A 23,165-nucleotide genomic window follows, 5' to 3' on the forward strand; every position below is an offset into this window, starting at 1 on the left:
CCGATGAACGCCTATATCGGAACACCAACGTCGCGCGTCGACGGCCGGGCCAAGGTCACTGGAGCCGCCAAATATGCCGGCGAATTCGCAGCAGACCGCCTCCTCCATGGTTTCATCGTCGAGGCCACCATTCCGCGCGGGCGCATCATCCGCCTTGACCCCAGCGAGGCGCTCAAGGTGAAGGGCGTGGTCGACGTGCTCACCCATGCGCATCGCCCGCCCCTCGCCGACAAGGATGATGCGTGGAAGGACGAGGTGGCGCCGGAGAAGGGCTCGCCGTTCCGCCCGCTCTATGACGACAGGATCAAGTTCAACGGCCAGCCGATTGCGCTGGTCGTGGCCGAAGACTGGGAAACCGCCAAATTCGCCGCAACACGCGTCCGCGTTGAATATGAGCCGGAGGCGTTTGCGACCGATCTCGAATCCGAACGCGGCAAGGCTTCTAAGGTGGATCAGCCGCACAAGCCGCGCGGTGACGCGGCAGCAGCGCTGACGCGAGCGGCCGTCCATCACGAGGCGGACTACGTCATTCCGAGCGAGCATCACAACCCGATGGAGCTCTACGCGACAACAGCCGTCTGGGACGGCAGTGGCAGGCTCACCGTCTACGACAAGACCCAGGGCGTCCAGAACGTCCAGAAGTTTCTCTGCAGCGTTTTTGGGAAAAAGTCGGACGAGATCCGCGTGCTCTCGCCCTATGTCGGCGGTGCCTTCGGCTCAGGCCTGCGGCCGCAGCACCAGGTAGTCTTGGCAACGCTTGGCGCGCTCGCGCTGAAACGGTCTGTCCGCGTGGTCCTGACACGGCAGCAGATGTACAGCTTAGGCTATCGGCCGATGACCATCGAGCATGTCGGGCTTGGGGCAAGGCCCGACGGCACGCTCGATGCCGTCACCCACGAAGCCATTGCCATCACCTCGCGCTTTGAGGATTTCTCGCGCAACGATACCGGTTGGGCGGACCAGCTCTACAAGAGCCCCAACAGCCTCTTCTCGCACAAGCTCGCCCACCTCGACGTCGCCACTCCCTGCGACATGCGCGCGCCGGGCGCGGCAACGGGCGTTTGCGCGCTTGAATGCGCCATGGACGAACTGGCCGTCGCGCTGAAGCTCGACCCGATCGAGCTGCGACTTAAGTGCTATTCCGATCGCGACCAGAGCGAAGACCTGCCCTACACCAGCAAGCAGTTGCGCCAATGCTACGCCCGCGGCGCCGAAGCCTTCGGCTGGAGCCGGCGCAATCCAGCGCCACGCTCCATGCGCGACGGCAAGGAGCTGGTCGGCTGGGGCATGGCGACAGGGGTGTGGGAGGCGCTGCAGATGCCGGTCGCCGTCCGCATCGTGCTGACGGCCAACGGCCATGCCGAGGTCTCCTGCGCCGCGTCCGATATCGGCACCGGGACGTACACCATCGTGGCGCAGGTAGCGGCCGATGCCCTCGGGCTGCCGATCGACAACATCAGCGTCAGGCTCGCCGATTCGACCCTGCCGCAAGCCCCTGTCGAGGGCGGCTCCTGGATGGCGGCGTCCAGCGCGCATGCCGTGTTGGGAGCGGCCGAAGAGATTCGCCAGGAGCTGGCACGGCTCGCCAAGGCAATGCCGGGCTCGCCGCTCGCGAACGTCGACGCGACCAACCTCACCTTGGCTGACGGCATGATCGCCGGCAACGGCAAGGACGGACCTGTCGTTTCGATTGCCGATGTCATGCGTCACAGCAAGCTGGAGCGGATCGAAAAGGAGAAGCTCAACCAGTTTGCCGAGGATAAAGCGCATGCCCGCAACACCCATTCGGCCGTCTTCGCCGAGGTGAAGGTCGACGAGGAGCTCGGCGTTATCCGCGTAACGCGGGTGGTGAGCGCGGTCGCGGCTGGGCGCATCCTGAATACCAAGACGGGTCGCAGCCAGATCATGGGTGGCATGGTCTGGGGGATCGGGATGGCGCTGCACGAGGAGACGGTGATGGATCACCGCTTCGGCCGCATCATGAACGCGAACATCGCCGAATACCATATTCCCGTGAACGCCGACGTCCACGACATTGACGTTATTTTCGTCGACGAGCCCGACGACCGTATCAACAGGTTGGGCATCAAGGGTCTCGGCGAAATCGGCATCGTCGGCGTGCCTGCGGCTATTGCGAACGCCGTCTATCATGCCACCGGCAAGCGCATCCGGCACTTCCCGATCACGCTGGACAAGCTGCTGGAGTGAGCGGACATATCGCCGCGGTGTTTGCGTACACGTATCTCCGCGAGCACAGATGGATGACCGTCACCCTGAGGTGCCGTTATGCGGTGCGAGTGCACCGCATAACGGCCTCGAAGGGCGACAGTCCAGCTGCAGCATCCCGGCCGTTCATCCTTCGAGGCTCGCCATGGTGCGCTTTGCGCCCCACGGCTCGCGCCTCAGGATGACGGATCGGCTCTAGCTGCCGCCAAGCCAGTCTCGCTCCCGTCATCCAACTGTCATCGAATGTGCCGAGAGCTGTATCTCCTGCACATTCGGGACCCGACATGGACTATTTCAAGCGCTTCAACTTCCTGTTCGCCGCACCTGTGTTCGACGCCGACGATCTCGAAGGCGTCCGCTTCAACCAGATCATCGAAGAGATCCAGCGCTCCGGCTTCGAAGTGGTCCGGGCCCGCAAGCTGGAGGACGCCGAGATGGCGGTGCAGACCGATGCCGCAATCGGCTGCATGGTGGTGGACTGGGGCAAGAAGGGGCTGGAGGGCAAGACCTCGGCGCTGATCAACCTGATGCGCCGCCGGGGCCTCGACTTCCCGATCATCCTCCTGATCCGTCGCAAGCGCTTTGAGGACCTGCCGGTCGAGGTGCTCGATTTCATCGACGGCTATGTCTTCCTGTCCGAGGAGACCCCGCCTTTCATCGCCAAGAACCTCATCAGCCGTCTCAAGCAATATGCCGAGACGCTGAAGACGCCGTTCTTCGGCGCGCTGGTCGACTATGCCGAGGAAGGCAACCAGCTCTGGACCTGTCCGGGCCACAATGGCGGGGTGTTCTATAACCGCAGCCCGATCGGGCGCGTGTTCGTCGAGCATCTCGGCGAGTCCGTGTTCCGCGACGATCTCGACAATTCCGTGCTCGACCTCGGCGACCTCCTTACCCATGAGGGCCCCGCGCTGAAGGCGCAGAAGGAAGCGGCGGCGATCTTCGGCGCGGAGAAGACCTATTTCGTGCTCAACGGCACCTCGACCTCGAACAAGGTCGCGCTCGGCGCCCTCGTCACCGACGGTGATCTCGTGCTGTTCGACCGCAACAACCACAAGGCCGCGCATCACGGCGCGCTGATGATCAACGGCGGCGTCCCTATCTACGTCCCGACCGTGCGCAACGCCTGGGGCCTGATCGGCCCGATGCGCTGGGACAGGCTCGACGAGAAGACCCTGCGCGAGGCGATCCGCAACCATCCCCTGGTGAGAGATCGCGACGCCTGGCGCAAGGAGCGGCCGTTCCGCGTCGCCGTCGTCGAGCAGTGCACCTATGACGGCTCGATCCACAGCGCCGAGATGATCATCAAGCGCATCGGCCATCTCTGCGATTACATCCTGTTCGACGAGGCCTGGGCCGGCTTCATGAAGTTTCACCCGCTCTATGCCGGCCGCTTCGCCATGGGACTGGTGAATCTTCCGCCCGATGCGCCCGGCATCATCGCGACGCAGTCGACCCACAAGCAGCTGGCGAGCTTCTCGCAGGCCTCGCAGATCCACATCAAGGACCGTCACATCCGCGGCCAGAAGCGGCGTGTCGAGCACCGCCGCTTCAACGAGAGCTTCATGCAGCATGCCTCGACTTCGCCCTTCTATCCGCTGTTCGCCTCGCTCGACGTCGGCGCGCAGATGATGAAGGGCCGCTCCGGCGAAGTGCTATGGGACGATACGATCCGGCTTGGCATCGAGCTGCGCAAGAAGATCCGTGCGATGCGCCGGGAATTCGAGGAGAAGGAGCAGAACCCGGACCGGCGCTGGTTCTTCGAGCCCTTCGTTCCCGACCGTATCGGCATTCCCGATGTCAGCCGCCCCGGCGCCGTGCATAACGTCGCCTGGGAAACGCTGTCTACCGACGAACTCGCCACCAATCCCGCGCTGTGGCAGCTCTCCCCCGACAGCACCTGGCATGGCTTCCCCGGTCTCACCGAGGGCTTTGCCATGACCGACCCGAACAAGCTGACCTTGCTCACGCCCGGCTTCGACCGTACCACCGGGGCGTATGCCGAGCACGGCATCCCTGCCCCGGTGGTCGCGCAATATTTGCGCGAGAACCGCATCGTCCCCGAGAAGAACGACCTCAACTCCCTGCTCTTCCTGCTCACCCCCGGCGTCGAGGCGAGCAAGGCCGGCACGCTGATCTCCGGCCTTGTCGCGTTCAAGAGGCTGCATGACGACAATGCGCTGCTGGCCGACGCAATCCCGGAGTTCCATCAGCGGCGGCAGGCGCGCTACGCAGGCGTGCGCCTGCGCGATCTCTGCGGCGACATGCACCGCTTCTTCCGCGCCGCCGATGTCAGCGCGCTCCAGGCGCGGCAGTTCATGCCCGAGCACATGCCCGAGATCGCAATGTCGCCCCGCGATGCCGCGCGCTATCTGTTCCGCAACGATGTCGACTATCTGCCGATCGAGGCGATCGCCGGCCGCATCGCCACCACGCCCTTCGTGGTCTACCCGCCCGGCATCGCGACCATTGTGCCCGGCGAGCGGTTGACGGAACGGGCGAGGCCCATGATCGACTATCTCAGGATGTTCGAGACGTGCTTCAACACGTTCCCGGGCTTCGACGTCGAGATCCAGGGCGTCTACAAGGAGGTCGATGCGAACGGGCGCATCGGGCTCTACACTTACGTCGTTGCAGAGTAGGTGCCGATGAACGAAACAGCTGCGCGCGCGAGTGACGACCCCGTTCTGGTCAGGCCGTCACGCGAAAGCGATGTCGAGGCGATGCTGGCAATCTACCGCCATCACGTCCGCAATGGCGTGCCGCGCGATGTCGAGGGAACCGGTGCGCCGGAGCCCGAAGATCTGCGCAACCGACGCAAGAACCTGAAGCAGACCCGCCTGCCGCATCTGGTCGCGACCTATCGCGGCGAGGTCGTCGGCTATGCCTATGCCGTGCTGTTCCGCAAGCGCCCGGCCTATCGCTACACGGCCAAGCACTCGATCTACGTCCACCATGCGCATCTCGGCCGCGGAATCGGGCGGCTGTTGCTCCAGGAATTGATCGACGCCTGCGCCGCGGCCGGCTTCCGCCAGATGATCGGCTATATCGATGCCGACAACGCGCCCTCGCTGGCGCTGCACGAGAGGTTCGGCTTCGTGCGCGCCGGCCTGCTTTGCGGCGTTGCCTATCGCCACGGTCGCTGGTCCGACACTGTCATGGTGCAACGCTCGCTCGGCACGGGGACGACGGCGCCCCCGCCTGTCACTGCACCCGGGCGTTAGGCCTTACGAGGGAAAATCAGCCGGTCTGACCTGGATGCGGTCGGCATGCAGCGACCAGTGGTGCAACGCCTGGTCCTTGCAGAATCTCGCTTTCGCCCGTTCCCTGGCCTCGTCCTCGTCGGCGGCGTCGATCTCGAGCGTGCCCTGGCAGACCTCGATCTCGCGGCCGTACTGTCCGAGTACGTCCTTCATGAACTTGACGACATAAGTTGACATGGGACCTCCTGCCTGCCCGGCGGCACTCTAATCCCATTTAGGCCGGACGGGGGAAGGAGATTTTGACGCGGATCAAGGCTTGTCGAGTCCCGGCGGAAGATTCGTTGCGGAACCTGCCGCGCGGGTTTATGGGCAAATGCCGGTCGCCAATGAGGAATTCGCCTTGCACTTTGTCTCCGATACCGAAGTCACGAAAGTTCTGACGTTCCCGATCCTCATCGCGGCCCTGGAGGAAGCGCATCGCCGGCCGAAGATGGAGGTGCTGGACGCCTTCCTCGGAGACGAGAAAGGGCAATACGTCATCCGCAGCGCGGTCGATCCCGGCCGCTACATGGCGAGCAAGATGTTCACCAGCTTTCCGGTCAATCTGGCGGAAGGCAAGATGCCGGCAGTGCAGGCCGTGTGCGTGCTGTTCGACGGCACCAACGGACGGCCGCTGGCGGCGATGGACGGGACCGAGATCACGCATTGGCGCACCGCGGCGGACTCCGCGCTGGGCGCGAAACTGCTCGCCCCATCCAATCCCGAGACCTTGCTTTGCGTCGGTGCCGGTGAGATGTCCGAATGGCTGGTCCGGGGGCATCGCACCGTCCGGCCATCGCTGAAGCGCGTGCTGATCTGGAATCGGACTCCAGAGCGGGCCGCCGACCTCGCCATGAGATTGGCTGCGGGTGGCATCCCAGCGGAGACCGCCGCCGATCTCGACGCGGCGACGCGCGAGGCCGAGATCATCACCACCTGCACGAGGTCGCACCAGCCGCTGATCAAGGGTCGCAATCTGCGGCCCGGCACGCATCTGGACCTCGTCGGCGGCTATACGCCGCAAACCCGTGAGGCCGATGACGAGGCGGCCAAGCGGTCCCGCATCTTCGTGGACCGGCGGGAATCCGCCTTCCACGGCGTCGGCGACGTTCTGCAACCGATCGCAAGCGGTGCGATCAGCGAGACGGACGTGCTCGGCGACCTCTACGATCTCGCCAGTGGCCGGGTGCAGGGGCGAACGTCACCGTCCGATATCACGTTCTTCAAGAACGCGGGCGGCGGCCATCTCGACCTCATGACTTGCGAGGCCGTGTTTCAGCAGCTCGGCGCAAAGCTGGCGTAGCGGCACCCTATCCCAGCGTCACCCCGAATGCCTGCTTGAAGCGCTCCGCATAACGCGGCCAGACCTCGGGATTGATGATGCGCGGCGGGCGCTTGCCGTCGAGCACGTCCAGCACCTGCTCGGCGGCGATACGGCCCATGTTCTGGCGCGCCTCGATGGTGACGCCTGCCGTGTGCGGGCTCGCCAGCACGTTGTCGAGCTGGAGCAGCGGATGCTCAGGCGGCGGCGGCTCCTTGGACCAGACGTCGAGGCCGGCACCCGCAATGCGCTTGTCGCGCAGCGCCTGCAGCAGCGCGTCCTCGTCGTGGATGAAGCCGCGCGCGGTGGTGATGAAATAGGCATGCGGCTGCATCAGCGCGAATTCGCGCACGCTGATCATGTTGCGGCTGCCCTTGTTCAGCGGGCAGGAGATCGAGACGAAATCGGCGCGGCGCAGGAGCTCGTCGAGTTCGACTTTCTCACCGCCCCGCTCGGCCATCACTTCGGCCGACAAATACGGGTCGTAGGCCAGCACCGTCATGCCGAGCAGGCCCTTGCAGAGCGCGGCGATGCGGCGGCCGACATTGCCGAGGCCGATAATGCCGACGGTCTTGTGCTCGACCTCGTTGCCGACGAGCTCGTTGCGGTTGACGTCGCGCTCGCGACGCAGGCGGCGATCCGACTGGATGATGCGCTTGGACAGCGTCAGCATCATCGCCAGCGCATGCTCGGCGACCGAGTGAGCGTTGCCGCCGGACTGGTTGACGACTACGACGCCTGCCTCCGTGCAGGCCTCGACGTCGACAGGATCGAAGCCTGCGCCATTGCTGGAGACCAGCAGCAAATTCGGTGTCCGCTTCAGGAAGGCGGCATCGACGTGGAAATGCGGCGCCAGCTCATCGCGGGCGGCGCCGATCTGGTAGACATGGGCCGCGCTCAGGATCGGCGCATAGAAATCTTCAGAGCTCTCGTTCTCGATCCGATCGAGCCGGACGTCGGGCCGTGCCTTCAGGATGTCGATATAGATCGGATTGGCCAGGTATTTGACGTAGAAGACGCGCTTGTTGTTGACCGACATCAGAACCCTTCCGGCTCGCTCGCGAGGGAGCTCGGCAAGGGCGCGACGCGCTCCCTCCGGTGCTTCCTCCCGTTTCTTCGTTGCCGCACTTATGACATGGCGGTGCCGGCCATGGCAGGCCGTCTGGCGCAGATCACGGTGCCGGCGCGGACATGTTGACAATCCCGCTGCCCGCGTCAAGTTCGGCAGACCGCCGCGACGGCCAGAACCAAGAAGCATGCGCGGTTCAAGGGAGAACGCAATGGCGATTGCGGAACAGCAGACACAAGGGGTCAGCGAAAGAAGCTGGCACGGCATCGTCCTGCAAACCCTGAAGCGGAACGAGGTCAGCCTCATCCCCTACGTGCCCGACCGCGTGCTGACGCCGCTGATCAAGAACCTGCACGCCGATCCCTTCTTCACCACCTTTGCCACCGCCCGCGAGGAGGAAGCAGTCGGCATCGTCTCGGGCGCCTGGATGGGCGGACGGCGCGGCGCGGTGCTGATGCAGACCTCCGGCTTTGCCACGCTCGCCAACGTGCTTGCCTCGCTCGCGGTGCCCTACCAGATCCCGCTCATCATGTTCGTCTCCGAGCGCGGCACGCTCGGCGAGTTCAACTACGGCCAGTCGCTGGTCTGCCGCACCATGCGTCCGGTGCTGGATTCGCTGGCGCTGGAGCACCACACCATCACCCGGCTCGACGAGCTCGAATTCATCGCCGACCGCTCGATCAAGCAGGCCGTCACCACGCAGGCGCCGGTGGCGCTGATCCTCAACCCGCTGCTCACCGGCGGCAAGGTCTTCGACAAGTGAGGCCGGCCAGATGACTCAAGAGTTGGACAATCGCAACACCAAGGTGATGAACCGGTTCGACGTCACCTCGCGCCTGATCGCAAAGCTCGGAAACGAGGAAGCCGTGATCGGCGGCATCGGCAACACCAATTTCGATCTCTGGGCCGCCGGCCACCGTCCGCAGAATTTCTACATGCTGGGCAGCATGGGGCTCGCCTTTCCGATCGCGCTTGGCGTGGCGCTGGCGCAGCCCGGCCGCCGCGTCTTCGCACTCGAAGGCGACGGCTCGCTGCTGATGCAGCTCGGTGCGCTGTCGACGATCGCAGCCCTGAAGCCGAAAAACCTCACGATGATCGTGATGGACAACGGCATCTACCAGATCACCGGCGCGCAGCCGACACCGGCAGCGAACGTCGCCGACATCGTCGCCATCGCGATCGGCTCCGGTCTTGCCAACAGCGCTTGGGCCGCAGACGAGGAGGATTTCGAGCGGCTGGTCGACGATGCGATGGCTGCCTCCGAGCCCAGCCTGATCGGCGTCAGGATCGACGATAAGCCGGGCGTGGGCACCACCCGCCGCGATCCCGTGCAGATCCGGGAACGCTTCATGCACGGCCTGGGCGTGCGCGAGCCGCTTTGACATTTTGTCATTAACTACACGGCGATCTGATACCAGCCTCGCGACAACCCGACCAGATCCGTGCTAAGCGGTCCGGATGTCCTTTTTCATTCGTATCTTTGCCTGGCTGCTCGCGGCTGCCGTCACTTTCGCCACTCTAGGTCCCCCCGGCCTGCGGCCTCATTCCGACCTCGGCCAAGACGGCGAACATGCGCTTGCCTTCATCCTGGTGGGATTGGCCTTCGGCCTCGCCTATCCGCGCCGGCGTCTGCTGAGCGCAGCGGCCGCGGTCGTCCTGATTGGCGTGCTCGAGCTGATGCAATTTTGGGCACCCGGACGCCACGCCCGGTTGGAGGATTTTCTGGTCGATGCCGCCACCGCCTGCCTTGGCTTTGCGCTCGCGGCCGCAGCCGATTGGCTGCTCACGCGCTTTCGCACAAGCACCCCCGTGGCAAGCGAAGGCCCCGCGGAGTGACACTCCGCAGGGCCCTAACCAGCGTATCAGGTTGCGCAGATCAGTCGATGATCTTGACCACGCGTCGCGTGCGCGGCTCGACGATCACGCGGCGGTCGTTCACGACCGCGTAGCGATACTCGGTGTAGTTCGGCACGGGCCGCAGCACCACGGTGGGCGGCAGCGGCTCACCGACAACGACGCGCTCGTGAATCACGACGGAGTCACTACGCGGGATTCCGCCCAGCACCGCATTCGGAATTTCGAGCCCCGCGCCGACGGCCGCACCGACGGTGCCGCCGACCATCGCGCCGATCGGGCCACCGATGTCGCCGCCCGCGCGCGCGCCGTCTCGGGCGCCCTGTTCGGTCGTCGACTGAGCAAAGGCTGCGCCCGACGCCAGCAGCGACGCGGCAGCCAACGTAATCGCAAGACGGGTTTTCATGTCCTTACGCCTCCAGTGATTGTTGTGTAGCTTCAACCCGCGGGGCCCGAGCATTGTTCCGGTTCCCCCGCGACGAAAGATGCATCACACATCTGGAGAGTGTTACCGCGTAACAGTTCAGGCTGCGGCGATCTCGTGGCCCGCCATCAGTTCCAGCGCCCGCACCATCGCTGAATGATCCCAGGCCTTGCCGCCATGCGCAGTGCAGGACGAGAACAATTGCTGCGCCACCGCCGTGCTCGGCAGCGAGAGGCCGAGTGCGCGCGCGCCTTCGAGCGCGAGGTTGAGATCCTTCTGGTGCAGCTCGATGCGGAAGCCCGGGTCGAAATTGCGCTTCACCATGCGCTCGCCATGGACTTCGAGAATCCGCGACGAGGCAAAGCCGCCCATCAGTGCCTTCCGCACCAGCGCGGGATTCGCGCCCGCCTTGGATGCGAACAGAAGCGCTTCGCTCACCGCCCCGATCGTCAGCGCGACGATGATCTGATTGGCGACCTTCGTCGTCTGACCGTCGCCATTGGCACCGACATGCGTGACGTTCTTGCCCATCTTGTCGAAGATCGGCTTCATGGTGCCGAAGGCACGCTCCGGCCCCCCGACCATGATGGTGAGGCTCGCAGCTTTCGCCCCGACCTCTCCGCCCGACACCGGCGCGTCGAGATAATCCGCGCCGAGCGCCTCGATCTTCTTGGCGAACTCCTTCGTCGCCAACGGCGAGATCGAGCTCATGTCGACCACGATCTTGCCCTTCGAGATGCCGCTCGCGACCCCGTCCGTGCCGAACAGCACGGCTTCGACATGCGGCGTATCCGGCACCATGATGATGACGGCATCCGTCTCCTCCTCGACCTGCTTGGCTGATCTGCAGGCGATACCGCCGGCCGCGATCAGTTCGGGAGCAACAGGCGCGACATCATGCAGGAGAACGCGATGGCCCGCAGCCAGAAGATGGCCGGCCATCGGCCGTCCCATGGTGCCAAGTCCGATGAAGCCGATGTTGGTCATGGTTTGATGTCTCACAGTTGTAGTAGCAAATTTCGTCCACGCACTCGGTGCACCTCTCCCGCTTGCGGGAGAGGTCGGCGCGCAGCGCCGGGTGAGGGTTCTTTCCGCCCAGGGATTCTCAGCGGATCTCCCGAGCCCCATCTCGGAGATACCCTCTCCCCAGCCCTCTCCCGCAAGCGGGCGAGGGAGCGCACCGTCGACGTGGCTATATTCTCAGGTCTCCAACGTCTGCGCTGCATGCCACGAAAGGCCTTCCAGCGTCGTGGTGCGCGGCTTGTATTCACAGCCGACCCAGCCGCGATAGCCGATCGCGTCGAGATGGCGGAACAGGAAGGGATAGTTGATCTCGCCGGTGCCGGGCTCGTGGCGGCCGGGATTGTCGGCAAGCTGGATGTGGGCGATCTGGGGCAGATATTCCTGCATGGTACGGGCGAGATCGCCCTCCATGATCTGCATGTGATAGATGTCGTACTGAATAAAAAGGTTGTTCGACCGCACCTCGGAGATCAGCTGCACCGCCTGCTCGGTGCCGCTCAGATGGAAGCCGGGAATGTCGAGCGTGTTGATCGGCTCGACCAGCAGCTTGATGTTCTCCCGCGCCAGCGTCGAGGCGGCGAAGCGCAGATTGCCGACCAGCGTCTCCTGAAGCTCGCGCGGATCGGCATCCCCGGGCGCAATGCCGACGAGGCAGTTGAGCTGCTCGCAATCGAGCGCCTTGGCATAGTCGATGGCGCGGAACACACCGTCGCGGAATTCGGCGGTGCGATCGGGCAGGATCGCGATGCCGCGCTCGCCCGCTGCCCAGTTGCCGGCTGGCAAATTGTGCAGCACCTGCGTCAGGCCGTGGGCCTCCAACTGCTCGCGCAGCTGGGCTTTGTCGAAATCATAGGGGAAGAGATATTCGACCCCAGAGAAGCCCGCCGCCTTCGCCGCGGCAAAGCGGTCCAGGAACGGCATCTCGTTGAACAGCATGGTGAGGTTGGCAGCGAATTTCGGCATGATGCTCTTCCCTATTCCGCCGGCTGCAGCACGCCGGGCCGCTTGGTCCCAACCTCGTCGAGCGGCAGGTCCAGCACCTCCTCGAACTCGACGATGTTGTCGATCTCCGTGCCCATCGCGATGTTGGTGGCGCGTTCGAGGATGAACTCGACCACCACGGGGACGCGATGCTTGGCCATCAATTCGCGCGCCGTCGCAAACGCCGCCTGCGTATCCCTCGGGTCGGTGACGCGGATCGCCTTGCAACCGAGGCCTTCCGCCACCGCGACATGGTCGACGCCGTAGACGCCGATCTCGGGCGCGTTGATGTTCTCGAAGGAGAGCTGGACGTGGTAGTCCATGTCGAAGCCACGCTGGGCCTGGCGGATCAGGCCGAGATAGGAATTGTTCACGACGACGTGGATGTAGGGCAAATTGAACTGCGCGCCGACCGCGAGCTCCTCGATCAGGAACTGGAAGTCGTAGTCGCCCGACAGCGCGACGATCTCGCGCTCAGGACACGCCGCGCGCACGCCGAGCGCTGCCGGCAGCGTCCAGCCGAGCGGCCCCGCCTGCCCGGCATTGATCCAGTTGCGCGGCTTGTAGACGCCGAGGAATTGCGCGCCGGCGATCTGCGACAGTCCGATGACGGTGACATATGTCGTGTCGCGGCCGAACGCCTTGTTCATTTCCTCATAGACGCGCTGCGGCTTGATCGGGACGTTGTCGAAATGGCTCTTGCGCAGCATCGTCTTCTTGCGGTCGCGACAGGCCGCGGGCCATGCCTGGCGCTCGCGGAGCCTGCCTGACCGGCGCCACTCCCGGGCGACGGTGACGAACAGCTCGAGCGCGGCCTTGGCGTCCGAGACGATTCCGAGATCGGGATTGAACACGCGCCCGATCTGGGTCGGCTCGATGTCCACGTGAACGAATTTGCGGCCCTTGGTGTAGGTCTCGACCGAGCCGGTGTGACGGTTGGCCCAGCGATTGCCGATCCCGAGCACGAAGTCGGATTCCAGCAGCGTGGCGTTGCCGTAGCGATGGCTGGTCTGAAGGCCGACCATGCCGGCCATCAGCACGTGGTCGTCGGGGATCGCGCCCCATCCCATCAGCGTCGGGACAACAGGCACGTTGGCGATCTCGGCGAACTCGACCAGGAGGTCGGAGGCATCGGCGTTGATGATGCCGCCGCCCGCGACGATCAGCGGACGCTCGGCCGCATTGAGCATCTCCAGCGCCTTCTCGATCTGCTTGCGCGTGGCTGCGGGCTTGTAGACCGGCAGCGGCTCATAGGTCTCGTCGTCGAACTCGATCTCGGCCAGCTGCACGTCGAGCGGCATGTCGATCAGCACCGGTCCCGGCCTCCCTGAGCGCATCACATGAAACGCCTGGCTGAACACGCGCGGCACCAGCGCCGGCTCGCGCACCGTCACCGCCCATTTCGTCACGGGCTTTGCGATCGACTCGATGTCGACAGCCTGGAAGTCTTCCTTGTAGAGCCGCGCCCGCGGCGCCTGACCGGTGATGCAGAGGATTGGGATGGAATCGGCAATCGCCGAATAGAGCCCGGTGATCATGTCGGTGCCGGCCGGCCCCGAGGTGCCGATGCAGACACCGATATTGCCGGCCTTGGCGCGCGTATAGCCCTCTGCCATGTGCGAGGCGCCCTCGACGTGCCGCGCCAGGATGTGGCGGATCGAGCCGCGCTTCTTCAGCGCCGAGTAAAGCGGGTTGATCGCAGCGCCGGGAACCCCGAAGGCCGTCGAGATGCCCTCCTTCTCCAGGATACGCACGGCCGCATCGATAGCTCGCATCTTCGCCATATCGGACCTCGCTTAAGTTGCGTCAGCGAGCGAGATCATCGAATGCGCAGAAGCCGATCTCAACGAGATCGATTTTATTTTCCACGATGCGGCAGCGGTGGAAAAATCGCGGCGGTCTCAATCGGTTAGATCGAGATACGCGTGAAAGCCGCTTCACTCGAACAGCGGCGCCAGCTCCATCTGCGGCACCAGCACGAGGCCCTTGTCGGTGATGCGAATTTCCGGAATGACCGATAGGGGAATCAAATTGAAGCCCATGTAGGGGATGGTGCAGCCGGCCTCGGCCCATTCCTTCTTCAGCGCCTTGACCTCCTCGGCAACTTCGGTGACGCGCTTGTCGGACAGGAGCCCTGCGATCGGCAGCGGCACCAGCGCTCTCAACTTGCCGTCGGCCACGACGCAGACGCCACCCTGCCGCTCCTTGAGCGCGGCGATCGCGACCTGCATGTCGCCCTCGTTGGTGCCGGCGACGATGATGTTGTGGCTGTCATGCCCGACGCTGGAGGCGACCGCGCCGCGCTTCAGGCCAAAATCCTTGAGCAGGCCATAGGCGACATTGCCGGCCGATTTGCCGTGGCGCTCGACCACCGTGACGAAGCAGAGGCCGTAGCGCGCGAACAGCGACGGCCAGTCTTTTGCGGGTTCGATCGCCACTTTCTCGTGGATCAACGTGATGCCCGGCAGCGCGGTCTTGATCGCGTTGACGGTGCAGGCTTTCGCGGGCAGCTTCGGCGTCAGCTTCAGCTTCTCAGGCAGCTTCACGGTCGCATAGGCCGCCTTCGGATATTGATAGCGCTGCGACAATGCCTGATCGAGACACGGCGTGATCTTGCGATTCTGGACCACGAGCTCGCCGCCATACCATGTGCATTGCGGCTTGAGCTGATCGTCCATCAACACGAGATCGGCGCGACGCCCGCCGCCGAGGCCGCCAATGTCGCCCTCCATGCCGAAGCGCGTCGCGCCGTGCAGCGAGCCCATCGACCACGCCTGCTCCGGCAATATCCCCGCCTTCACGGCTTCGCGGACCACCCAGTCGAGACCGAACAGCAAGAGATCATCCGCATCGCGATCATCGGTGCAGACCGCGGTGCGCTTGTGCGAGGCCCCGAGCTCGGTGATCGTCCGGATCGCCTGCGGCAGCGAGTGCCAGGGCGTCGTTGGCGGGCCGCCGCGCAGGAATATCCAGACGCCGGCGTCGAGCAGATCGTCGGCGATGTCGCGGTCGATCGCCTCATGGGTGTCGGTGACGCCGCTCGCCGCATAAGCCGCGACGAATTCGCGGCCGTAGACATGGCCGGATACCGGACGTCCCCGCTTCAAAGCGGCCGCGAGAATGGCATGGCTGCGCTCGTCGCCCATCGTAACCGGGACAAAGTCCATTTTCTCGCCGAGCGCCACCGCTTCGGGCCAGCGGTCGAACAGGCCGGCGATCTTGTCCGGCGTGAGATCTCCGCCGGCCGTTTCGAGTTCAGCCGAGGTCGCAGGGACCGTCGACGGCACCGTCAAAAAAATCGAGAGCGGCGCCTCGCGCGCGTCCTCCAGCATCGCCTCGACGCCGGCGACGTCCATGACGTTGCCGATCTCGTGGCTATCACAGAAGATCGTGGTGGTGCCGTTGAGCAGCGCGGCCTCGGCATAGGCGCAGGCCGTGACCATCGAGGATTCGATATGGATGTGCGGATCGACCAGCCCCGGCGCGATGATGCCGCCGGCGGCGTCGTAAGTCGCGACCTCGCTCCATGCTTTCCGGGCTGTTCCGGCCGGCTTCACCGCCGCGATACGGCCGCCTGTGATCCAGACCTCCCGCCCCGGATGGATGCGCTCCGAATAGGTCGAGAGCACCCGCGCGCCGGTGATGACCAGATCCGGCGCGGCGCGTGCGGATGCGACATCGGCGAGACGTCGGGTCATGCTGTGCAGCGGCGCGACGGAGAAACGGGTGAGCTTGGTCATCGGGACCCTCGCGTGGGAATGGACAGCCCGGCGATGGTTGCCGCCGATGGCGGCGGGAGCAACTCAAATAATACGGCACCTTTGCTTACGCATTGGGCAGAAGCGCCCCGCCTTCTCATTTCCGCTAGGGCATACACTCATAAATCATGCGCTTAGTTTGGGCGCTCCAGATGTCCGCTCATCCCTCAACGGCGACACAAACAGCAGACATCGTCGAAGGTCGCCGTTGGGCAAGAAGCGGCGGTCAGGTCCTCAATTCGAAACCGGAGCGGCCCGCCGGTCAGGATCGAACCGGCTGTCCGATACCAAGAAGATTGCCTTCGCTGTCGCGGAACCACGCGCCTCGCTCAGCTACGCCCTTGCTGGCGTAATTGCCGGCTATCTCGGCGATTCCGTTAGCGGTCTTCAGACCAGGCAGGTCATATTCCTCGAACTTGACTCCCCGCGCCCGAAGCTCGCGCACCGTTGCTTCGATATCCTCTACTTCCCAGCCCATCTGCGTATGCGTGCCGGATTGCACCCCGGCCGAGATGAATATCGCAAACTCGCCAGTTGCGCAGACGTAGCGCAATCCACCCTCGCGCTGTTCGACCGGATCGAGACCGAGTTTTTCGGAGTAGAAAGCCCGAGCGCGCTCCAGGTCCTTGGCTGGAAGACGGGCCGCCACTTTTGCGTTTCCTAGCATCCTTCTCTCCTCTGGGAACCAGCTTGCGGCGCAATCGCACCAATTTACGCATCACTCATTGTGGCGTTTGCCATGCGCCGAAATTGGAACCCTTATGGTGTTACCCATACCCATTTTGCAATTGTCTGCGCGTGGCGCTCGGATCTAATTGAATGATCCTGCAACAGCAGAATTCGCCTTCGCATGTGCTTGGAGTTTCACTTTTGCGGTTAAGAGCTTTCGCATCTGAATTGGATTTCGTGGCGAAAAGCATATGCGAATTCAAACAAAGTTTGAGGTCATCGCCATATGCCGCTCGGAATGCGATGGGTCGGATGGTTCGCATCGGGCTGCAGTGATGCTTGTAAGCGGAGTTGGTAACCGGCTTCTGGCAGCACTGCCGACCGCAGACCTCGGTCTTCTGGCGCCCGACCTACAGATGGTAACTCTCGATCGGGAAGAGGTCGTCTCGCGGGTGGGGGACCATACCGAGCACGTCCTCTTCCCTCATAGTGGCGCCATTTCGGTGATGGTCGATATGGCGAATGGGCAGACGGTCGCCAGCGCCGCAATAGGGCGCGAGGGGGCAGTGGGCACTCTTTCCGTGCTGGGGTCGTCCCCTGCGGCCGTTACGGCTATCGTTCGTGCCGGGGGGACGGCCTCGCGTATCCCCGCAGCGCGATTCCATGCCGCATTCAGCCGGAGTCCTGCGATCCGGCACGTAGTCCAGCTTCACTTCAAGGCGTCGCTGATACAGTTTCAATTGGGCGGGGCTTGCAATGCACTGCATCCGGTGCAAGCCCGCATGGCACGCTGGCTGCTTCAACTTCACGACCGCATCGACCACGACGTCCTGCCTCTCACCCAGGACGCGCTTTCGCAAATATTGGGTGTGCGACGAACGACGGTGACGCTCCTGATGCGCAATCTGCGCGCTTCCGGAGCGATCAGATCTGAGCGGCGAGGCGAAATCGAGATCGACTCATCGCGGCTCGCTGCGGTGGCGTGCGAATGCCACGACACTATGCGGCTGGAACTCGAGAAGATCTTCTCTACGAGTACAGCGCCATCTCGCGTTTCGATCTGCCGATCGGTAAATGAAAACGGGCGATGCTAGCCATTTCGGCGCGTCCGGGTAAAGCCGGCGAGCACGATGCTCGAATAGCATCGCCGGATGCGCATTCTTCTGACCGAGCTGCGGCCCAATGCGGTGACGATCTCCTACCCCCAACGTCCGTAACGGGTCAAAAGCGCTGGTCATTGACACGCCGGCGCAGCAACTCAAGCGCTGAAGCGGTCCATATCGGATGCGCTATTCGAACACTGCGCGTTGAGGTCGGCTATGGGTCCAAAAGCAGCAGTTAACGCAGCCACCTATCAGGATCTCCGGCAGAGAGTCGAGATGGCAGCCGCTGCTGCGGTGTTCGGCTCGGGGGCATGAGCCGACGCAATCCATTTGAGCAACGAACCTTTCACTTCGGCTGAAATCGATCAGATGAAAGAATGATGCGGCCTTGGGACAGCGTGACTGTCGGATCACATCGCTTGCGCGAATGGAAGTTTGAGCATTGAATCAGCGCGGATACCCACAACTGCAAGTGACTTCTCGGGTATGCCTGCCGCTCTCGCAGGATCAAGCGATGCAGAGATTCGCCTAGGCTTCGGGCGCGTGATGGCTTCATGCGTAGCTGAACCGGAGAGGTATGCCTAGTCGGTCCTGCCAACTGATTGGGAGTAGCCACACGCGTCTCATGCGCGCCTAGCGCGGTCGACGGCCAACAGACGGGGAGGAGAACAATGAGCACCTGGCTTAGTGAGCGAGAACAGCGTCTCGTCGCGGGCGCGGAGGCGGCATCGGCGGCAACGCCTATCCCGACCCAGATTGTCTCCAATGGCGAGTATCTCCCGCCCCCGCAGAGCGATACGCAAAAGAAAGTCGAGGCACGGATCAACGAGCTCGCTGATGTCAACGGCAGGCACCTCGGCTTGAGCCGCAGGCAGTTCTTGCACACGAGCTGCGGCATGGCGGCAGCGTTCCTCGCCATGAACGACATCTACGGCAATGTTTTCCAGGTCGCGCCCGCTGAAGCCCGGGAGCCCGAGACGATGCTGGCCCGCGCGCAGAGCCTTGCAGGCCAATTCATCTTCGACGTCCAGACTCATTTCGTGCGGGACGACTTCGACCATAAGGAGCTGTTGGGGCTGGCGGACTTTGCGAGCCAGCACTGGAATCCGAAGATGAAGGAGGAAGGCGTCTCTTCGCTCGCCCGGTACAAGTTCCAGAACTATGTGAAAGAGATCTACTACGACAGCGACACCAACATGGCGCTCCTGAGCGGCGCGCCCTTCGACGACCCGAGTTGGTGGCTGCTGTCCAATGAGCAGATCGTCAAGGCGCGAGAACTGATCAACGACTTCGCCGGTTCGCGCCGCCTGCTGGCGCACAGCGTCATCACCCCCAAGCAACCCGGCTGGATGGATGAGGTGGACAAGGCGATCGAGGTCTACAAACCGGATTCCTGGAAGTCCTACACGATTGGCGATCCGCTGGCGCCCTCGAAGTTCCCATGGCGGCTCGACGACGAGCAGGTGATGTATCCGTTCTACGAGAAAGCAGTGAAGGCCGGCATCAACACGCTGTGTATCCACAAGGGGTTGCTGCCGCCCGATTATGAGAAGTCGTTCGCCGGCGTCTGGGAATACGCAACGGCGTGGGACATCGGAAAAGCCGCGAAGGATTGGCCGCAGATGAACTTCGTGATCTATCACTCGGCGCTGCGGCCGTTCCTCGAGCTGCCGGACAAGGCGTGGGCGGATTTCGAGCAGACCGGCCGTATCCAGTGGGCCACCGATCTCGCGGAAGTCCCGCAGAAGTTCGGCGTCGCCAACGTCTATGCCGAGCTCGGCACGTCCTTTGCCAACTCGGCGGTGGCGCATCCGAAGTTCTGCGCCGCACTGATCGGCACGCTGATAAAGGGGATGGGTGTTGACCACGTCATGTGGGGCACCGACTCGGTCTGGTACGGCTCGCCACAGTGGCAGATAGAGGCGCTGCGCCGGCTCGAGATCCCCGAGGATATGCAGAGGAAGTACGGCTTTGCGGCGCTTGGCGATGCCAACAGCGCTACCAAGCAGCTGATCTTCGCGGGCAACGCAACCAGATTCTACAAGATCAAGCTGAAGGCGGCCGAGAATACCAGGATGCCGGCTTTTTCCGAGGACCGCCTCGCGGCGCTCAAGAACGAGTACACGCAAGCTTCGAAGCAACCGTCGAACCTGCGCTACGGCTACGTTCGCGCCGCCTAGGAACGATGCCAACGGCGTGGGCAAGCTCCGCCGGCAATGGACGCGCGGCTGCCGCAAATCCGACTTCGGCTCAGGGTCAATCGCGTCGGTTGCGCGGCGTTGCTAGGGCTTCCGGTCGGCGCTGCTTGGCGGACGTCCTCGGCGCAAATTTGAAAGTCTCAAACCTCAACCTGATGCGTTGTGCGCGTCGGCTCATGCATCAGGAAAGCCGTGTTGACGCATTGATCCGCCACGGACTTGCGCGATAGGGTTACCATGGGCGAGAATGACGAGGGTCGAATGCTTGGATCGAGGTTCTCATGTCCTCAAGGGCGTTGCCGGCCGGTGGCGGCTTTTCGCCGTCAAAGAATGAGCCCGCTCCGTCGGCAATCACTTCGATACTTTCCGCCAGCGGGCATAGGGGAAAGTCATGTCGGCCCATGAACATTGGCAAATGGATGCCAGCGCGCCTGAACTTTACGAACGCTACCTGGTCCCGGCCATCACTTCGCTATGGGCCAACGACCTGCTCGACCGCATTTCGCCAAAACGAGGCGATAGCGTACTCGACATCGCTTGCGGTACGGGCATCGTCGCGAGATTGATAGAGCAACGTGGTCAATCGGCACGTGTGGTTGGCCTTGACCTCAACATCGCGATGCTCGCGATTGCACGCACAAGATCTGCAAAGGTCGAATGGATCGAGGGTAGCGCGCTTGACCTTCCGTTCGCAGCAGACAGTTTCAATGTTGTGCTCTGTCAACTCGGGCTACAATTTTTCCCAGATCGACTGCTGGCGCTGAAGGAAATGGTGCGGGTGCTCAAACCGGCAGGCCGCGCTGGGTTTAGCGTTTACAGCGCAATTGAGAGGACCCCGGCGGCGTACGCTTTTGTACAGGCGCTCGAGAAATGTCTCGGAGAAGAGGCATCACGCACCAAACGTTCTGAACATCTCTCTTGCGATGCTGAGGAGATTGCTAATTGGACAAAGCAGGCGGGCTTTGATTTTGTCGATGTGTCCGCTGTCACCAAACAGATTGAATTCCCGTCGATGCTGGATTATGTCCGTTTTCAGCTCACGGCAACCCCGATGGCTGAGCTCTTGAAGGACAAAGGGGCGCCTGAGCGGGAACGACTGATCACGTCGATTTCGGATGATGCTGCCTCTCGGCTTGACCATTCGATGCTGGCAGGTGGCAAGCTGACATTTCCGCAGCAATCGTTCGTAGCGATTGCCTCACTCCATTGATGTCCGCCTTGGCTCAATCGCCGATTTGGGCGCGTTCTCGGCACGTCCGGTCTGGCCTCAACGGCTCACATGCCGAGCGCGACCGCGATCTTCGCCTTAGGGCCAGAAGGCGATATTGGCGGCCCGGACTCGACCTCTATTGGTGCGCACCGCGGTCAGCTCAGGCGCACCCCAGGTCAGCACAGTTGACGTTTCAACTTAGCGCATGACCGAAACGTCAAGGCGCGTTTGGCGCTGCGCTCTGATCCGTTTAGAGTATGGTGGGTTGGTGGGGCCTGGTGCGGCCATGGTGCAAGAGCGGGTCCGAGTCGAGCGAAGATTATCAGCGATCTTGGCCGCCGACGTGGCCGGCTATTCTCGGCTCATGCACAATGACGAAGAGGCGACACATGCCAAGCTGACGGCCCTTCTCGCCGGAGGTGTCGAGCCCGCAATTGCGCAGCACGGCGGCCGCATCGTGAAGAACACCGGCGACGGGTTTTTGGCTGAGTTTCCAAGTGCGGTCGAAGCGGTGCGGGCTGCCATGCAGTTTCAGTCCCGCATCAACGAACTTACCTGCGACGACGCGGAAGACAGGCGCATTCTCTTCCGTGTGGGGCTCAATATCGGTGATATCATCGTCGAAGCCCATGACATCTTTGGAGACGGCGTCAACATTGCGGCCCGGCTCGAGAGCATCGCCGAACCCGGCGGCATCTGTATCTCTCAGACTGTCTTCAATCACGCGCGCGACAAGGTGCCGTTCGACGTTGAGGAAGCGGGTGAGCAAACTCTGAAGAACATCGCCCGGCCTGTCCACGTTTACCGCATCATCATCGACCCGGGCCCGCGGACTGCGACGCCCAAACGCGAGATTCCGGCGCTCGCGTTGCCTGACAAGCCGTCTGTCGCCGTGCTGCCGCTGACCAATATGAGCGGCGACCCCGAGCAGGAATTCGTCTCCGACGGTATCGCCGAAGATGTGATCACGGCGTTATCGCGTTATCCCTCATTGTTCGTCATCGCACGGAACTCGTCGTTCACGTACAAAGGGCGAGCGGTTGATGTGAGACAGGTCGGGCGCGAGCTCGGCGTCCGCTACGTGCTTGAAGGTAGCGTGCGCAAGGCCGGCAGCCGGATCCGCGTGACCGCGCAGCTCATAGAGGCGGCGACCAGCAATCATGTGTGGGCCGAGCGCTACGACCGCGATCTCGCAGATATTTTCGCCGTGCAGGATGAGCTTACCGAAGCGCTGACGACTGCGCTCGCTCCCGCCATTGCAGACGCCGAGCTCCGACGCGCCATGCGCAGGCCGCCGGGCAGCCTTGATGCCTGGGCCGCCTATCAGCGCGGCCTGTGGCATCTGAGCAAAGCGACCGCAGAGGACGATGAGAGCGCGGAGCAATTCTTCAGACAGGCGATCGATCTCGACCCGACCTTCAGCGGCAGCTACAGCGCGCTCGCTCTGTACCAGCTGCAAGCGGCCGCGCTCTACCAGAAGATTGGCCTGCGAGACGCGCAACACTCGGCGGAGGCCTTGGCCCGCCGGGCGGTCGCACTCGATGGTGCCGATGCCGAAGCCCGTTCGTGCCTTGGCTGGGCCTTGCAAGCACGCGGCGAGGCCGACGATGCGTTGGCGGAGATCGAGCGAGCTCTCTCTATGAGTCCAAATCTGGCGATCGCGCATGGCCATCGAGGCGCGACGCTGATCTTTGCCGGACGGCACAAGGAGGGGGTCACGTCTCTCAACGTGTGTATCAGGCTCGATCCCCGCGATCCCTATCTGGCAGTCCGCTTGTTGCACATTGCGTGCGGTTTATATTTCTGCGGCGAATACGAGGCTTCGATCGAGGCCGCAAAACGCCTGACCCGGTCGTATCCCAATTTTCCGATGATCTACCGCTGGTCCGCGGCGGCGCTGGGCCAGCTTGGCCGCACAGCGGAAGCGAAGGAAGAACTGGAAAAGGCCGTCTCGCGCGCACCGGGGGCATTAGATATGTATGTCCGCAACAGAGCTCCGTGGTTTCGTCCAGAAGACCACGCGCATCTCGTCGACGGTCTGGGTAAGGCCGGATGGAGGGGGTGAGGCTGCATTGAACTGCGGGCCA

At 63.3% G+C, this 23,165-nt stretch carries 19 protein-coding genes; 11 read left to right on the top strand and 8 right to left on the bottom strand.

Features of this window, described 5'->3' with window-relative positions; translation table 11 throughout:
• The first annotated feature begins 3 nt into the window (after window positions 1-3).
• The 3 genes from ACVIIV_RS31315 (at window position 4) to ACVIIV_RS31325 (ending at window position 5,450) form a co-directional block, all read left to right on the top strand.
• The gene (locus tag ACVIIV_RS31315; RefSeq protein WP_456747628.1) at window positions 4-2,208 is read left to right on the top strand and encodes a xanthine dehydrogenase family protein molybdopterin-binding subunit; all 2,205 of its coding nucleotides are present in this window, start codon (window positions 4-6) and stop codon (window positions 2,206-2,208) included.
• A gap of 302 nt (window positions 2,209-2,510) precedes the next feature.
• A complete protein-coding gene (locus ACVIIV_RS31320; RefSeq protein WP_456747629.1) occupies window positions 2,511-4,868 on the top strand; it encodes an Orn/Lys/Arg family decarboxylase in 2,358 nt (785 codons plus the stop codon).
• 6 nt (window positions 4,869-4,874) lie between these two features.
• Window positions 4,875-5,450 (top strand): N-acetyltransferase family protein, encoded by a 576-nt coding sequence (locus ACVIIV_RS31325; protein ID WP_456747630.1) that lies wholly within the window; start codon window positions 4,875-4,877, stop codon window positions 5,448-5,450.
• A gap of 3 nt (window positions 5,451-5,453) precedes the next feature.
• On the opposite strand, the gene ACVIIV_RS31330 is transcribed toward ACVIIV_RS31325, so the two are convergent.
• Entirely contained in the window at window positions 5,454-5,666 is a 213-nt protein-coding gene (locus ACVIIV_RS31330; protein WP_456747631.1) for a hypothetical protein, read from the bottom strand.
• Between the two features lie 136 nt (window positions 5,667-5,802).
• Between ACVIIV_RS31330 and ACVIIV_RS31335 the strand changes: the two genes are divergently transcribed.
• Window positions 5,803-6,771, top strand: a complete 969-nt coding sequence (locus tag ACVIIV_RS31335; protein WP_456747632.1) for an ornithine cyclodeaminase family protein — start codon at window positions 5,803-5,805, stop codon at window positions 6,769-6,771.
• A 7-nt stretch (window positions 6,772-6,778) separates the two neighbouring features.
• Here the strand turns inward: ACVIIV_RS31335 and ACVIIV_RS31340 are convergent, their stop codons facing one another.
• Window positions 6,779-7,828, bottom strand: a complete 1,050-nt coding sequence (locus ACVIIV_RS31340; protein ID WP_456747633.1) for a hydroxyacid dehydrogenase — start codon at window positions 7,826-7,828, stop codon at window positions 6,779-6,781.
• Window positions 7,829-8,069: 241 nt separating this feature from the next.
• Between ACVIIV_RS31340 and ACVIIV_RS31345 the strand changes: the two genes are divergently transcribed.
• From ACVIIV_RS31345 to ACVIIV_RS31355, 3 genes are all read left to right on the top strand, one after another.
• Window positions 8,070-8,621, top strand: coding sequence for a thiamine pyrophosphate-binding protein (locus ACVIIV_RS31345; RefSeq protein WP_456747634.1), 552 nt, complete (start codon window positions 8,070-8,072; stop codon window positions 8,619-8,621).
• Window positions 8,622-8,631: 10 nt separating this feature from the next.
• Entirely contained in the window at window positions 8,632-9,240 is a 609-nt protein-coding gene (locus ACVIIV_RS31350; protein WP_456747635.1) for a thiamine pyrophosphate-dependent enzyme, read from the top strand.
• A 76-nt stretch (window positions 9,241-9,316) separates the two neighbouring features.
• A complete protein-coding gene (locus ACVIIV_RS31355; protein WP_456747636.1) occupies window positions 9,317-9,694 on the top strand; it encodes a VanZ family protein in 378 nt (125 codons plus the stop codon).
• A 40-nt stretch (window positions 9,695-9,734) separates the two neighbouring features.
• Here the strand turns inward: ACVIIV_RS31355 and ACVIIV_RS31360 are convergent, their stop codons facing one another.
• The 6 genes from ACVIIV_RS31360 to ACVIIV_RS31385 all read right to left on the bottom strand — a co-directional run bounded on the left by ACVIIV_RS31360 (window position 9,735) and on the right by ACVIIV_RS31385 (window position 16,565).
• Complete coding sequence (locus ACVIIV_RS31360) at window positions 9,735-10,118, bottom strand: DUF1236 domain-containing protein (RefSeq protein WP_456747637.1); 384 nt, start codon at window positions 10,116-10,118, stop codon at window positions 9,735-9,737.
• 117 nt (window positions 10,119-10,235) lie between these two features.
• The gene (locus ACVIIV_RS31365; protein WP_456747638.1) at window positions 10,236-11,123 is read right to left on the bottom strand and encodes a 2-hydroxy-3-oxopropionate reductase; all 888 of its coding nucleotides are present in this window, start codon (window positions 11,121-11,123) and stop codon (window positions 10,236-10,238) included.
• Between the two features lie 213 nt (window positions 11,124-11,336).
• Window positions 11,337-12,122: a hydroxypyruvate isomerase gene (gene hyi / locus ACVIIV_RS31370; protein WP_456747639.1), complete on the bottom strand. Its 786-nt coding sequence runs from the start codon at window positions 12,120-12,122 to the stop codon at window positions 11,337-11,339.
• 11 nt (window positions 12,123-12,133) lie between these two features.
• Window positions 12,134-13,924 carry a glyoxylate carboligase gene (gcl, locus tag ACVIIV_RS31375; RefSeq protein ID WP_456747640.1) on the bottom strand — a complete coding sequence of 597 codons (1,791 nt, stop codon included), beginning with the start codon at window positions 13,922-13,924 and terminating at the stop codon, window positions 12,134-12,136.
• Between the two features lie 153 nt (window positions 13,925-14,077).
• Window positions 14,078-15,880, bottom strand: a complete 1,803-nt coding sequence (locus ACVIIV_RS31380; protein ID WP_456747641.1) for an adenine deaminase C-terminal domain-containing protein — start codon at window positions 15,878-15,880, stop codon at window positions 14,078-14,080.
• A 280-nt stretch (window positions 15,881-16,160) separates the two neighbouring features.
• Window positions 16,161-16,565 (bottom strand): VOC family protein, encoded by a 405-nt coding sequence (locus tag ACVIIV_RS31385; RefSeq protein WP_456743153.1) that lies wholly within the window; start codon window positions 16,563-16,565, stop codon window positions 16,161-16,163.
• 337 nt (window positions 16,566-16,902) lie between these two features.
• On the opposite strand from ACVIIV_RS31385, the gene ACVIIV_RS31390 reads away from it, so the two are divergent.
• The 4 genes from ACVIIV_RS31390 to ACVIIV_RS31405 all read left to right on the top strand — a co-directional run bounded on the left by ACVIIV_RS31390 (window position 16,903) and on the right by ACVIIV_RS31405 (window position 23,143).
• The gene (locus tag ACVIIV_RS31390) at window positions 16,903-17,661 is read left to right on the top strand and encodes a Crp/Fnr family transcriptional regulator (RefSeq protein ID WP_456748870.1); all 759 of its coding nucleotides are present in this window, start codon (window positions 16,903-16,905) and stop codon (window positions 17,659-17,661) included.
• 680 nt (window positions 17,662-18,341) lie between these two features.
• Entirely contained in the window at window positions 18,342-19,850 is a 1,509-nt protein-coding gene (locus tag ACVIIV_RS31395; RefSeq protein ID WP_456747642.1) for an amidohydrolase family protein, read from the top strand.
• A 409-nt stretch (window positions 19,851-20,259) separates the two neighbouring features.
• Window positions 20,260-21,078, top strand: a complete 819-nt coding sequence (locus ACVIIV_RS31400; RefSeq protein WP_456747643.1) for a class I SAM-dependent methyltransferase — start codon at window positions 20,260-20,262, stop codon at window positions 21,076-21,078.
• Between the two features lie 331 nt (window positions 21,079-21,409).
• Window positions 21,410-23,143, top strand: coding sequence for an adenylate/guanylate cyclase domain-containing protein (locus tag ACVIIV_RS31405; protein ID WP_456747644.1), 1,734 nt, complete (start codon window positions 21,410-21,412; stop codon window positions 23,141-23,143).
• Window positions 23,144-23,165 lie beyond the last annotated feature (22 nt).

It is taken from the genome of Bradyrhizobium sp. USDA 4354, assembly GCF_054060315.1.